The organism is Shewanella mangrovi (assembly GCF_000753795.1).
Classification (GTDB): domain Bacteria; phylum Pseudomonadota; class Gammaproteobacteria; order Enterobacterales; family Shewanellaceae; genus Shewanella; species Shewanella mangrovi.
This window is the reverse complement of the sequence record NZ_JPEO01000008.1, coordinates 47,664-60,625: the sequence shown is the minus strand read 5'-3', so window position 1 is coordinate 60,625 and position 12,962 is coordinate 47,664. Positions and strand designations below refer to the sequence as shown.

13 protein-coding genes are annotated in these 12,962 nt (G+C 49.4%); 11 read left to right on the top strand and 2 right to left on the bottom strand.

The genetic code is table 11. The features are described from left to right. Nucleotides 1-10: 10 nt before the first annotated feature. From HR45_RS11895 to HR45_RS11855, 9 genes are all read left to right on the top strand, one after another. Nucleotides 11-517 (top strand): OmpH/Skp family outer membrane protein, encoded by a 507-nt coding sequence (locus HR45_RS11895; RefSeq protein WP_241461115.1) that lies wholly within the window; start codon nucleotides 11-13, stop codon nucleotides 515-517. A 3-nt stretch (nucleotides 518-520) separates the two neighbouring features. After that, on the top strand, nucleotides 521-1,546 hold the full coding sequence (lpxD, locus tag HR45_RS11890; protein WP_037443215.1) for a UDP-3-O-(3-hydroxymyristoyl)glucosamine N-acyltransferase: 1,026 nt from the start codon (nucleotides 521-523) through the stop codon (nucleotides 1,544-1,546). A gap of 32 nt (nucleotides 1,547-1,578) precedes the next feature. Further along, nucleotides 1,579-2,040 carry a 3-hydroxyacyl-ACP dehydratase FabZ gene (gene fabZ, locus HR45_RS11885; protein ID WP_037443213.1) on the top strand — a complete coding sequence of 154 codons (462 nt, stop codon included), beginning with the start codon at nucleotides 1,579-1,581 and terminating at the stop codon, nucleotides 2,038-2,040. Then, nucleotides 2,037-2,807, top strand: a complete 771-nt coding sequence (gene lpxA, locus HR45_RS11880; protein ID WP_037443211.1) for an acyl-ACP--UDP-N-acetylglucosamine O-acyltransferase — start codon at nucleotides 2,037-2,039, stop codon at nucleotides 2,805-2,807. The genes fabZ and lpxA overlap by 4 nt, the downstream gene beginning before the upstream one ends. 1 nt (nucleotide 2,808) lies before the next feature. Beyond that, complete coding sequence (gene lpxB, locus HR45_RS11875; RefSeq protein WP_037443209.1) at nucleotides 2,809-3,975, top strand: lipid-A-disaccharide synthase; 1,167 nt, start codon at nucleotides 2,809-2,811, stop codon at nucleotides 3,973-3,975. A gap of 3 nt (nucleotides 3,976-3,978) precedes the next feature. Further along, on the top strand, nucleotides 3,979-4,599 hold the full coding sequence (rnhB, locus tag HR45_RS11870) for a ribonuclease HII (protein ID WP_037443207.1): 621 nt from the start codon (nucleotides 3,979-3,981) through the stop codon (nucleotides 4,597-4,599). Nucleotides 4,600-4,693: 94 nt separating this feature from the next. After that, complete coding sequence (dnaE, locus tag HR45_RS11865; RefSeq protein ID WP_037443205.1) at nucleotides 4,694-8,170, top strand: DNA polymerase III subunit alpha; 3,477 nt, start codon at nucleotides 4,694-4,696, stop codon at nucleotides 8,168-8,170. Next, on the top strand, nucleotides 8,167-9,555 hold the full coding sequence (tilS, locus tag HR45_RS11860) for a tRNA lysidine(34) synthetase TilS (RefSeq protein ID WP_052074704.1): 1,389 nt from the start codon (nucleotides 8,167-8,169) through the stop codon (nucleotides 9,553-9,555). The genes dnaE and tilS overlap by 4 nt, the downstream gene beginning before the upstream one ends. A 227-nt stretch (nucleotides 9,556-9,782) precedes the next feature. Further along, on the top strand, nucleotides 9,783-10,178 hold the full coding sequence (locus tag HR45_RS11855) for a hypothetical protein (protein WP_037443203.1): 396 nt from the start codon (nucleotides 9,783-9,785) through the stop codon (nucleotides 10,176-10,178). Between the two features lie 28 nt (nucleotides 10,179-10,206). Here the strand turns inward: HR45_RS11855 and HR45_RS11850 are convergent, their stop codons facing one another. Further along, nucleotides 10,207-10,860 (bottom strand): RluA family pseudouridine synthase, encoded by a 654-nt coding sequence (locus HR45_RS11850; RefSeq protein WP_037443201.1) that lies wholly within the window; start codon nucleotides 10,858-10,860, stop codon nucleotides 10,207-10,209. A gap of 66 nt (nucleotides 10,861-10,926) precedes the next feature. Then, nucleotides 10,927-11,523 carry an acyl carrier protein phosphodiesterase gene (locus HR45_RS11845; RefSeq protein WP_037443199.1) on the bottom strand — a complete coding sequence of 199 codons (597 nt, stop codon included), beginning with the start codon at nucleotides 11,521-11,523 and terminating at the stop codon, nucleotides 10,927-10,929. Between the two features lie 134 nt (nucleotides 11,524-11,657). Here HR45_RS11845 and HR45_RS19440 point away from each other — a divergent pair, with 134 nt between their 5' ends. Both HR45_RS19440 and queA read left to right on the top strand, forming a co-directional pair. Continuing rightward, complete coding sequence (locus tag HR45_RS19440; protein ID WP_156104067.1) at nucleotides 11,658-11,816, top strand: hypothetical protein; 159 nt, start codon at nucleotides 11,658-11,660, stop codon at nucleotides 11,814-11,816. A gap of 58 nt (nucleotides 11,817-11,874) precedes the next feature. After that, a complete protein-coding gene (gene queA / locus HR45_RS11840; protein WP_037443198.1) occupies nucleotides 11,875-12,921 on the top strand; it encodes a tRNA preQ1(34) S-adenosylmethionine ribosyltransferase-isomerase QueA in 1,047 nt (348 codons plus the stop codon). Nucleotides 12,922-12,962: the final 41 nt, after the last annotated feature.

The following is a 12,962-nucleotide window of genomic DNA, read 5'->3' as shown; positions in this document are numbered from 1 at the left end:
GAGTTTGATTTTGAAAAAGATAGTAAATGGCGCTCTGGTGTCTATGATGTTGGCGGGTGCGCCTCTTGCTGCTCAAGCAGAAAAGCTAGCTGTAGTGGATATGGGCACTGTGTTCCAACAGATCCCACAGCGTGAGCAGATGACCAATGCATTGAAAGCTGAATTCGGTGACCGTATGGCTGAAGTTCAGAAAATGCAAGACGATCTGAAAGGCATGATGGAAAAGCAGCAACGTGATGCGGCCTTGATGACTGAAGCTCAAAAAACTGAGCTGGGTCGTAAGATGGAACAAACCAAAGCAGATCTGCAACTGAAAGGTAAGGCATTGGATGAAGACCTGCGTCGTCGTCAGGGCGAAGAGCAGAACAAACTGCTGGTTAAAGTGCAAAAAGCGATTAACGATATCGCTAAGCAAGATCAATACGACATGGTGCTGCAACGCGGTGCAGTTATCTACGTTAAGCCAGAAGCTGATATCAGCAACAAAGTGGTAGAAGCGCTGAGCAAAGGTCAGTAATTGATGAAAGCTGTTTCACTAAAACAGCTCGCTGAACATTTGGGCGCAGAATTGCGAGGAGATGGTGATATCACTGTTTCCTCTGTTGCACCTTTAGAAAGTGCCGCTGCCGGTCAGGTGGCGTTTCTGTCTAACCCCAAATTGAAACAGCAGCTGGAAGCAACGCAAGCCTCAGTGGTGATCTTGAAAGCCGACATGGCTGAATCATACACAGGCAATGCGTTGATTGCGTCAGACCCCTATGTGGGGTTTGCTCGTACTGCGCAACTATTAGATAGCACGCCAAAAGCGGCGGAGAATATTCATCCGTCAGCGATAATCGACCCGAGCGCTAAATTGGGGCAAGGGGTTGCAGTCGCAGCAAATGCAGTGATTGGAGCTAATGTTGTGGTTGGCGAGAACGTCCAAATCGGTGCCGGTTCGGTCATCGGTCAGCATTGTATTATTGGCTCTGACTCCATCTTGTGGGCGAACGTGACGCTGTATCACAACGTGCACATGGGACAAGCGTGTATCATTCATTCCGGTGCCGTGCTTGGTTCTGATGGTTTTGGTTACGCCAATGAACGCGGTACTTGGATCAAAATTCCGCAAACGGGCGGTGTGCGTATTGGCAATCGTGTTGAAATCGGTGCCGGTACAACAGTTGACCGTGGAGCGTTAGAGCATACTGAGATTCACGATGGTTGTATCATCGATAATCAGGTGCAAATCGCGCATAACGATATTATTGGGGAAAATACTGCTATTGCAGGATGTACAGTTTTAGCTGGCAGCGTGACGATTGGGCGTCATTGCATTATTGGCGGAGCTTGTGCGATTTCCGGTCACTTGACCATTACCGATGGTGTGCACTTATCCGGTGGCACCAATATCACCAACGACGTTAAAGAGCCTGGTCTATACTCATCTGCTACAGTAGCAATGGATAATCGACTTTGGCGTAAAAACACCGTGAGATTCCGTCAGTTGGACGAACTGTTCACGCGTGTACGTAAGTTGGAAAAGTCGGTAACACCGAAAGAATAATAACGCCGTAAAAACGGTTTGAGGATTAATTCATGTCGAATGAATTGAATACTATGGATATTCAGGAAATTCTGGCGTTTTTGCCACACCGATATCCATTTTTGCTGGTCGACCGCGTGATTGACTTTACACCGGGTGAAACCTTAACAGCAATCAAGAACGTCACTATCAATGAACCCTTTTTCCAAGGGCATTTCCCGATCCAGCCTGTTATGCCTGGCGTGTTAATTCTTGAAGCAATGGCACAGGCTACAGGTCTGCTGGCATTTAAAACAATGAGTGACAAACCATCGCCAAACGTACTGTATTACTTCGCCGGTATCGATAACGCGCGCTTCAAACGTGTTGTTGGCCCAGGTGATCAATTGCGTTTCGATGTGAAAATGATCAAAGAACGCCGAGGAATTGGCGTGTTTTATGGTGAAGCAAGCGTCGATGGTGAACTGGCTTGTTCCGCTGAAATCATGTGTGCCCGTAGAGAGATTCGTAAGTGATTCATGAGACCGCTATTGTCCATTCGGATGCTCAGATAGGAAAGAATGTCACCATTGGTCCATGGACCTATATTGGTGCGGATGTCGTTATTGGTGATGACTGTTGGATTGGCAGCCATGTGGTCGTCAAAGGTCCAACTGTCATCGGTAAAGGCAATAAAATTTTCCAATTTGCCTCTGTCGGTGAAGAGTGCCAAGACAAGAAGTATGCCGGTGAAGCAACGCGGTTAGAGATCGGTGACAATAACGTGATTCGTGAATCAGTCACTATTCATCGCGGCACAGTACAAGATGAAGGACTGACAAAAATTGGTTCCAATAACCTGCTGATGGCCTATGTACACGTAGCCCACGACTGCGTGGTGGGCAATAACGTCATCATGGCAAACAATGCGTCTATTGCTGGTCACTGTAAGGTGGATGATTGGGCAATTTTGGGCGGCATGACCGGTGTGCATCAATTTGTCCATATTGGCGCCCACGCCTTTACCGCAGGGGCTAGTTTGGTGCTGCAGGATGTACCACCATTTGTGATGGCATCAGGCCAAGCGGCATCACCACGAGGTCTTAATTTTGAAGGCTTGAAGCGTCGCGGTTTTTCTAAAGAAAGCCTTCAAGCGCTGCGTCGCGCCTATAAAGCGTTATATCGTAGCAGTATGACCGTAGATGAAGCTGTGGCGGCATTGCAAGACGATATTGCCAATGATGAACAGGTGAAGCTGTTTATTGATTTCGTCACGTCATCACAACGAGGCATTATTCGCTGATATGACCGAGTCAATCCAGCCAAAAGTATTTGCCATGGTCGCCGGAGAAGTCTCCGGCGATATTTTAGGTGCCGGCTTAGTCGCTCAGTTGCAGCAACGTTATCCAGATGCTCGCTTTATCGGTATCGGTGGCCCGCGCATGGAAGCCTTAGGCTTTGAATCACTGTTTGCGATGGAAGAGTTGTCGCTGATGGGCATTGCCGAGGTGCTCGCGCACTTGCCGCGCTTATTTAAGATCCGTGCGTCCTTGGTTGAGCAAATCTCGGCGCTACAGCCAGATTGCTTTATCGGTATTGATGCGCCGGACTTCAATATTGGTCTTGAGCTCAAACTCAAAGCGCAGGGCATTAAAACCGTGCATTACGTCAGCCCATCAGTATGGGCTTGGCGGCAGAAACGTATTTTCAAAATTGCCAAGGCAACCAATATGGTGCTGGCGTTATTGCCTTTTGAAAAAGCGTTTTACGATCAACATCAGGTGCCTTGTACATTTGTTGGTCATACCCTGGCAGACGATATTCCACTCGAATCAGATAAAATAGCTGCGAGAACCGCATTGGGGCTTGATGTCGACGCCGAGTACTTAGCCATTTTGCCTGGCTCTCGTGGCGGTGAAATGGGCATGTTGGCACAGCCATTCCTAGAAGCAGCTTTGAAGATTAGGCAGCGCTTCCCTGACATTAAGTTTGTTACGCCACTCGTCAATGCTAAGCGTCGTGAGCAATATGTTGCCGCTTTAAAGCAATATGCGCCCGATCTGGAGATTAGTCTCATTGATGGTCATTCTCGTGAAGTGATGGCCGCTGCTGACTGCATTTTATTGGCGTCGGGGACTGCGACCTTAGAAGCGATGTTAGTTAAGCGGCCAATGGTCGTTGGCTATCGTGTGAGTCCTATCACCTACCAAATTGCCAAGCTGATGATTAAAATTCGCCACTTCTCGCTGCCTAACTTGCTTGCAGGACGCGAATTGGTGCCCGAGTTGATTCAACATGAATGCAATCCTGAGCGTTTAGCGGATGAAGTTACTAAGCAGCTCAATAACGACCCTCGACCGTTGCAACAAACTTTCACCGACTTGCATCAATTGTTGAAGCAAAATGCCAGTGAAAAAGCGGCTGATGCGGTTGTTGCTTTGCTTAATTGTCAAACGGAAAAGGAACGTTAAGACATGGCCATTTATAAGCAAATATCCGCAGAGCAACTTGTGATGTTGGAGCAAGGTATTGTGGCCGGTGTTGATGAAGTAGGGCGCGGTCCACTGGTGGGCGATGTGGTAACTGCGGCGGTGATTTTAGATCCGAATCGGCCAATTGCCGGACTGAACGATTCTAAAAAACTCAGTGATAAAAAGCGCGATGCGCTGTTCGATGTGATTATTGAAAACGCCTTGGCCTATAGTGTCGGCCGCGCGTCTCCGGCGGAAATCGATGAACTAAATATTCTTCATGCCACTATGCTGGCGATGCAACGCGCAGTTGCAGGCTTGAGTATCACGCCTCAACGTATACTGGTTGATGGCAACCGTACCCCTGATTTTGCCGGTATTGCCGCCGATGCTATCGTAAAAGGCGACGGTTTAGTTGCGGCTATTAGCGCTGCATCCATTATCGCCAAAGTTACCCGCGATCGTGAAATGGAAGCGCTAGATAAGCTTTATCCTCAGTTTGGCTTCGCTCAGCACAAAGGTTACCCCACCAAGGCTCATTTTGAAGCCATCGCGCAGCATGGTGTATTAGCAGAACATCGCCGTAGTTTTAAACCTGTCCGTCAAGCGCTCGGTTTGGCATAAAAGCAGTTGTTCTTCGTGCCGCTTGCGGTAGCATAGCGGCATATGCCGGCGTTTTTGCCAAACATCATTCATTCAAAAACAAGCAGATATTCGAATGACCGAACCTCGTTTTATTCACCTTCGGGTACACAGTGATTTCTCCATGACCGATGGTCTGGCTAAGGTGAAACCCATCATCTCTAAGACTGTGAGCGAAAATATGCCAGCAGTTGCTATCACTGACCAGAACAACATGTGTGGTTTGGTCAAGTTTTATAGCGGCGCTCAAGATAATGGTTTGAAGCCATTAATCGGCATCGATTTGTGGGTGGTGGTACCGGGGGATGAAGACGAGTTCTACTGTTTAACTGCGCTGGCAATGAATAATGAGGGCTATCAAAACCTCACTCAGCTCACCAGTAAATCTTATCTGCGTGGTTATGTGCGTGATCGTGCGGCAATCGACCGTGATTGGCTCATTGAGCACAATGAAGGGGTGTTGCTGCTTTCTGGCGGTAAAGACGGTGATGTTGGCCGTGCGCTGCTTAAAGGTAACAATCAACAAGCGGAAGAGCTGTTGAGCTTTTACGAGCAGCATTTTAAAGACCGTTATTATCTCGAATTACTGCGCACCGGTCGTCCTGATGAAGAGCGCTATCTGCATCTTGCAGTTGATTTGGCCGAGCGTCACGGTTTGCCTGTGGTGGCAACTAACCAAGTGGTGTTTATGCGCAAAGAGGATTTTGATGCGCACGAAATCCGCGTGGCGATCCATGATGGTTTTACGCTCGCCGATCCGCGCCGCCCAAAGAAATACAGCGCCGAGCAGTATTTTAAGTCAGAAGAAGAGATGTGCGCGCTATTTGAGGATATTCCAGAAGCGCTGCACAACACGGTAGAGATTGCTAAACGTTGTAACGTTACCGTGCGCTTGCACGAATACTTCCTGCCTAACTTTCCTACTGGCGACATGTCGACTGAGGATTATCTGGTGCATCGCTCCAAAATCGGTTTGGAAGAGCGCTTAGCGTTTTTGTATCCCGATGAAGCGGTACGGCTAGAAAGGCGCCCGGAATATGATGCGCGGCTGGATCGCGAGCTCGGCGTAATTAACCAGATGGGCTTTCCCGGATACTTCCTCATTGTGATGGAGTTTATTCAATGGGGCAAAGACAACGGCATTCCGGTAGGGCCGGGCCGTGGTTCGGGTGCGGGCTCTTTGGTGGCGTATGCGCTAAAAATTACCGACCTTGATCCGCTCGAATATGACTTGCTGTTCGAACGTTTCTTGAACCCTGAGCGGGTATCGATGCCCGACTTCGACGTCGACTTCTGTATGGACCGCCGCGATGAGGTGATTGACCACGTGGCTGATATGTATGGACGTGATGCGGTATCGCAGATTATCACTTTCGGTACCATGGCGGCCAAAGCGGTTATTCGTGACGTGGGCCGTGTGCTCGGTCATCCATACGGCTTTGTCGATCGCATCTCTAAGATGATCCCTGCTGAACCAGGCATGACGCTGGAAAAAGCGTTTGCGGCCGAACCCGCGCTGCCCGAGGCGTATGAGGCCGATGAAGAGGTGCGCGACCTTATCGATATGTGTCGCAAACTCGAAGGCGTGACGCGTAACTCCGGTAAGCACGCCGGGGGCGTGGTAATTTCGCCGACCACCATCACCGACTTTAGCCCGCTACTGTGTGACTCGGAAGGTAAAAACCCGGTAACTCAGTTCGATAAAGGTGACGTGGAATACGCCGGTCTGGTGAAGTTTGACTTCTTGGGTTTGCGTACGCTGACTATCATCGAGTGGGCGCTGGATATGATCAACCCACGGCAAGCGCGCGAAGGCAAACCACCTATCGATATTGCGGCGATTGATTTGGCTGACCAAGCATCGTTCCGCATGTTGAAGCGCTACGAGACTACCGCGGTGTTCCAGCTCGAATCGCGCGGCATGAAAGACCTGATTAAGCGTCTGCAGCCCGATAACATCGAAGATATGATCGCACTGGTGGCGCTGTTCCGTCCGGGGCCGCTGGAATCGGGCATGGTGGATGACTTTATTGCCCGTAAACACGGTCAAGCCAAGGTCGCTTATCCGCACCCTGACTTTGAACATGAGTGTTTGAAAGAGATCCTGGAACCCACCTACGGCGTTATTGTTTACCAAGAACAGGTAATGCAGATTGCACAGGCGCTGGCCGGTTACACCCTAGGTGGCGCGGACATGCTGCGCCGGGCGATGGGTAAGAAAAAGCCAGAAGAGATGGCCAAGCAGCGTGGTACCTTCCGCGCCGGTGCTGAAAGTCAGGGCGTTGACCCTGAACTGGCGATGAAAATCTTCGACTTGGTGGAAAAGTTCGCCGGTTACGGCTTTAACAAATCGCACTCCGCCGCCTATGCGCTGGTGTCTTATCAAACATTGTGGTTGAAAACCCACTATCCGTCTGAGTTTATGGCGGCGGTAATGTCGGCGGATATGGATAACACCGACAAAATCGTCACCTTGGTCGATGAATGTGATCGCATGGGGCTAAAAATCATCCCGCCCGATGTGAACAAAGGTTTGTTTAAATTCACCGTCGATGATGAATTGAATATTGTCTATGGCATCGGTGCCATCAAAGGTGTTGGTGAGGGGCCTGTAGAGGCGATTATTGAAGCGCGTAAATCCGGCCCATTCAAAGATATGTTTGATTTTTGCGCCCGCGTCGATCTGAAAAAACTGAATAAGCGGGTAATTGAGCGTTTGATTAGTGCAGGGGCACTTGACGGTTTAGGACCACATCGTGCTGCGATGATGGCGACGCTACCTGAAGCGCTCAAGGCGGCTGATCAGCATGCAAAAGCGGCAGCCTTGGGGCAAGACGACATGTTTGGCTTGCTCAATGATGATCCTGACGACGTCAAACAGCAGTTTGTTGAGTGTGCACCTTGGCCAGATAAAATTTGGTTGGAAGGGGAGCGTGAAACGCTGGGCTTGTATCTGACAGGTCACCCAATTAACCAATATTTGACCGAGCTGAAACAATACACTAGTGGCCGTTTGAAGGATGTGCATCCTACCGAACGCGGTAAAACCGTTAAGGTTGCAGGTTTGGTGGTGGCCACAAGAGTCATGACCACCAAACGTGGTTCCAAAATGGGACTGCTGACCTTAGATGATAAGAGCGCTCGCTTGGAAGTGATGCTGTTTACCGAAGCCTTTGAAAAATATGCAGAGCTTATACAGCAAGACCGGATTTTGATTTGCGAAGGAGAGGTGAGCTTTGATGACTTTTCCGGTGGGAATCGCATGACGGCGCGCAACATCATCGATATAAGTGAAGCGCGCAATCACTTTGCCTCCGCGCTGGAGTTGACGCTGGATGCGGATAAAGTCTCGCCACAATGGTTGGGCAACTTGCAGCAAACTGTTGAACCTTGGCGCAGTGGTTCGGTACCGCTGGTGATTGATTATCGTCAGCCACAAGCCAAGGCCCGATTTAAAATGGGCGATGACTGGCGGGTTAATCCGTCTGATGAGTTGATGCTCGCATTGGAAAGTATGTTGGGCACCGGCCGCGTGCGGATCCTATTCGAATGAGCCGTGCGCTGACCGATCGTATCATTGCTGAAATGCAACGGCTGATCGCGTCTTTGCCGCAGCCGCCGCAGCATATTTGGCTAGGTTTCAGCGGTGGTATGGATTCTGCGTTGCTGGCTTACGCCTTGTCGCTGTTTGTTCGTCAGGCACCAGAATGGCGTAGTCAGGTGCATTTAGTGCATGTGCATCATGGTTTAAATCGCCAAGCGGATACTTGGGCGCAGCATTGTATGGCGAGTGCACGGGTGTACCAACTCGATGGTCGAGTGCTGGCCGTTGATGTCGATACCAGTGCTGGTATGAGCATTGAGGCAGAAGCGCGTAAGCAACGTTATCAGGCGTTAGCTTCTTTGATGCAAGCCAATGACATATTACTCACCGCCCATCATCAAGACGATCAATTAGAAACTGTGTTGCTGGCACTTAAGCGTGGGCAGGGACCAAAAGGCTTGGCTGCAATGGGGGCGGTGCAACCATTTTCTTCACGTTGTTGGCAATTGCGTCCCATGCTGAACGTCAGCCGCAGTGAGATTGAGCAAGCGGTCCAAGCGTTGGCGCTCGATTATGTTGATGACGATAGCAATCTTGATACGCGCTATGATCGGAATTTTCTGCGACAAGACATTATTCCTATGTTGAAGCAGCGTTGGCCTGCCTTTGCCGAAACCGCGAGTCGCAGTGCTACACTCTGCGCTGAGCAGCAGCAGCTGTTAGATGAAATTGCGCTCGAAAAAATTGCGCCCATTTTGTCAGCGTGTGAGTTTACCGGGCAGCCCATTTTGCCTTTAGCGCCACTGACCGCGTTCTCCGATGCTTGGCAACGGCAACTGGTGCGGACTTTTATTGCACAGCAATGTATCGCGCCGCCTTCACAAATTCAGCTACAGCAATTGCTGCAGCAGTTGTTCAGCGCTGCTGATGATGCCAGCGTGATGCTAACCTTCGGAGGTTACCAGTATCGTCGTTTTAATGACGCGCTCTATATCGTCCCACCATTGCCTCCTGCCGCAGCAACAATTGTATTGAGTGACGCGCAATCTGCAGCGCTACGCGCTGGTCAATTGCGTCTTGCGATGCCGGCACCTTGGCAGGCGCTAGCGAGTGTTGTTGTTCAGCAGGGCCCTCGTCTTAATCCAGCGTTATTACAGGGGCAAGTCGAGATTTGTTTCTCGTTGCTAGGCAGTACGCGTTGCCATCCACATTGGCGTCAACAAGGACGTGAACTGAAAAAGATCTGGCAGGAAACCAAGGTACCCACTTGGTTAAGAAATCGAATGCCGATGTTATTGGTGAATGGCAAATTAGTGGCGATTGCTAATCTTTTTATCAACCAGCATGCGCTTGCTACATCAGAGCAAGCGGGGATCAGCCTCGATTTACATTAATCACTCTTCGCTGATTTTTTAGCCTTAATCACAAATTTTGCGCAAATCAGATCTCGATGGATTCGTAACTTAAATAACCCCTTGTATGTGATCTAGATCTCTTTTTATGAAATCTGGTAGATTACACTGGTCACGTTCCGGTTGGGGACTCCTAACCTGTTGTGATGTAAATAAAATGTTTTGTTTTTACCGTAAATTTACTTTTTGCGTTTGGGGGCAAAAGTATTATGGGGTTGTTGCTCGATATTGAAGAGAACCTGCCACTGCAACTACAGGGCTGTTGCAAATTGTCAGGCCTCTCCGCGGCGGAAAAACGCCGTAAATTGGTGCGTCGTCAGCATGAGAACGGCGAGTTAGTTGGCAGTTGGCGCGACAAACGCCAAAACCTTGATGATGAGATTTTACTGTATCGTGAATCAGGCAAATGGATTATGCAGACTTGGTTTAACGATGGCAGTCACAGTTGCGATGAAATGCACGCTGAAGAAACCGAAGAAGGAGTGCGTTTGGAAGAAAAAGGTGGCAACTTCTTCGGTGAGTTTTTTGTGCTAAAAGCAAATGGTGCTTTGGTATTTTGCCGTGACGATGGCTGTTTTTATACCGCGCAGCAGAGTGTTGCCTGAGGCAATTAATACGTCAGCATGGTCAGGTTTAAAAACCTGCCATGCTAACAAAATGCATCTCTTTGTTTGACCACGGATGGCTAAACATCAAACTAGCTGCGTGCAGGCATAATCTTGGCCTTGCATGCAGGATACGTTCGTCTCCGTAGAAATCATCCCCCAAGATCACATGCCCTAGCGCTAACATATGTACGCGTAGTTGATGAGTCCTTCCGGTCTCAGGTTGCAGTGACACTAAGGTAGAATCTGCACGACGCTCCAGCACGCGGTAATGCGTAATCGCTTTTTTCCCTGCGTTATCCACTTTTTGCAACGGTGGATTATCTCGGTCCGCTGCCAAGGGTAAATTAATCGTGCCTTGGTCTTGCGCAAGCAGACCATCCAATTCGGCAATATAAAGCTTGTCGTTATGTCGCTCTTGAAATTGCTTCTTAAGGTGAGACTCCGCTTTTTTACTGCGGGCGAACACCATAATGCCTGACGTTGCACAGTCGAGACGGTGCACCAAAATCGTTTCGGGATATAGCTGTTGCAGGCGGGTGAGGGCGCAATCGTGCGTGACTTCTGCGCGGCCGGGATTTGATAACAGCCCTGATGGCTTATTAATCACAATCACATCACGGTCAATATAGCGAATATCGAGCCAAGGCAGTTTCGGTGGGTGGTATTCAAAAATTTGCATGTTGTCTCCCGCAGTTCGCGGCGTATTGTATACAAAAGCGCTGCGAGAGACCAAATATCCAGACGCTTAGCCCAAATATTCTGCCGGAGTGTCGCGACTCCAACGGCGACTATACGCCATGAGCTGCGGATAAAAGGTCCGAAATGCAATTTCGACATCCACATCCAGCTTATTAAGTGCTTTGGTTGCGCCGTTAAAAAGCTCCGGTTTAGATAAGCGCTTACTTACGCCGCTAACCGCCAGCTGAAAGCCTTGTTTGTCGGCGTAGTTACTAAGCCAGTCGCCTTGGCGCATTTTAGGTAACAAAGTGGCGAGAGCGGTGGGCAGCTCGGCGGTGTCAGCTAGGTGTTGATAACAGCGTTGGCTAAATTGTAACAATGGTTGATGGTGGTACTCATCCCAGTAGCGTGCCAGCATATGATCAAAAGCCAGATCGATTAAAATGGGGGCTACCCGTCGTAGCGGCGCTGGAAATTGGGCTTTAAGCGCTTTAACGCTTTCATCATTATCGGTAAGCGTGTCAATTTTGCGATGCAGCCAGATGCCCTGACGCAAATGCAGAGGATGATCGGCAATGTTGCCGCGACAGAAGTCGCCCGCGAGATTCCCAGCCAATGAGGTATTGCTGATATCGGCGAGGTGCAGATGGGCTAAAAAGTTCATAATTTGTACTTGTCAGAAAGCGGAATGTGGTTAATATGTGCCACCGTGATTTGAAAAATATCACAGACTGCAGAGTATTTCTCTACTAAACTGTCCGCTGGCGAGCTAATTTGCTAACTAAAGGATCATGGAAGATGTGGAATTGGATAGAAAAACTGATGGGTAAACCGGCGCAACCGATAAGGAAACGGGTGCCGATGGAAATCCCGTTTGAGCAGATTGATAGCCGTAGTGGTCGCGTCGATGATTCACCTACGGATGAGTTTACTGAGCGAGAATTGAAGGATTCTTGATCTTCCCCTTTCAAGCCCCTAGACTAGCCGCCGATTTAAGCTATTCAGAGGCATTCCCATGCGAGTTGCAGATTTTGCGTTCGATCTTCCGGAAGAGTTGATCGCGAAATTTCCTACGCCTGAACGTAGCGCGTCCAGACTCCTTACGCTGGACGGAAATAGCGGTACGCTGCAGGACAAACATTTCACGGATATTCTTGAGCTGGTCAACGAAGGTGACCTGATGGTGTTCAACAACACGCGTGTTGTACCTGCGCGTGTGTTCGGGCAGAAGGCCTCTGGCGGTAAGCTGGAAATCCTGCTGGAGCGGATGTTGGACGAGAAGCGCATGTTGGCGCACGTTCGCAGCTCTAAGTCACCTAAAGAAGGCAGTGAGATCATCCTTGATGGTGGTTATCGCTTAAAAATGGTCGCACGTCATGATGCGCTGTTTGAGCTTGAGCTGCTGGAAGACGGTACCATTTTAGCAATGCTGGATGATGTCGGTCATATGCCGCTGCCACCCTATATTGACCGTCCCGATGAAGCTGCCGATAAAGAGCGTTATCAGACGGTTTACAACAAAAATCCTGGAGCAGTCGCAGCACCAACTGCGGGGCTGCATTTTGATGAAGGCATTTTAGCCGCATTAAAAGCCAAAGGCGTGCAGATTGCCTTTGTAACATTGCACGTTGGCGCGGGTACCTTCCAACCAGTGCGGGTAGATGATGTGCTCAATCACCATATGCACTCTGAATGGGCCAATGTGCCTGCAGAGGTGGTGGATGCTATCAATGCCACTAAAGCCGCCGGTAAACGGGTGATTGCGGTGGGTACTACCTCTGTACGGTCGCTGGAAAGTGCTGCCACTTTCAATGATGGCGTGCTGAAACCTTTCTGTGGCGATACCGATATCTTCATCTATCCTGGCTATCAGTGGAAAGTGATCGATGCGATGGTTACTAATTTCCACTTACCTGAATCCACTTTGATTATGTTGGTTTCGGCTTTTGCTGGTTATGAACATGTCATCAAGGCTTATCATCACGCTGTAGCGCAGCGCTACCGTTTCTTCAGTTACGGCGATGCTATGTTTGTGACTCGCCAAACGACAGCCAACGACTAAGCAAAGTACAATTCTAATCACATTATTTAATGAATTAATGT

Bases quoted from the DNA above. Each gene is read 5' to 3' on its own strand.
- HR45_RS19440 (WP_156104067.1), top strand. From the start codon at position 11,658: ATGTGGAATTGGATAGAAAAACTGATGGGTAAACCGGCGCAACCGATA.
- rnhB (WP_037443207.1), top strand. From the start codon at position 3,979: ATGGCCATTTATAAGCAAATATCCGCAGAGCAACTTGTGATGTTGGAG.
- HR45_RS11845 (WP_037443199.1), bottom strand. From the start codon at position 11,523: ATGAACTTTTTAGCCCATCTGCACCTCGCCGATATCAGCAATACCTCA.
- tilS (WP_052074704.1), top strand. From the start codon at position 8,167: ATGAGCCGTGCGCTGACCGATCGTATCATTGCTGAAATGCAACGGCTG.
- lpxD (WP_037443215.1), top strand. From the start codon at position 521: ATGAAAGCTGTTTCACTAAAACAGCTCGCTGAACATTTGGGCGCAGAA.
- dnaE (WP_037443205.1), top strand. From the start codon at position 4,694: ATGACCGAACCTCGTTTTATTCACCTTCGGGTACACAGTGATTTCTCC.
- HR45_RS11855 (WP_037443203.1), top strand. From the start codon at position 9,783: ATGGGGTTGTTGCTCGATATTGAAGAGAACCTGCCACTGCAACTACAG.
- queA (WP_037443198.1), top strand. From the start codon at position 11,875: ATGCGAGTTGCAGATTTTGCGTTCGATCTTCCGGAAGAGTTGATCGCG.
- lpxB (WP_037443209.1), top strand. From the start codon at position 2,809: ATGACCGAGTCAATCCAGCCAAAAGTATTTGCCATGGTCGCCGGAGAA.
- HR45_RS11850 (WP_037443201.1), bottom strand. From the start codon at position 10,860: ATGCAAATTTTTGAATACCACCCACCGAAACTGCCTTGGCTCGATATT.
- fabZ (WP_037443213.1), top strand. From the start codon at position 1,579: ATGTCGAATGAATTGAATACTATGGATATTCAGGAAATTCTGGCGTTT.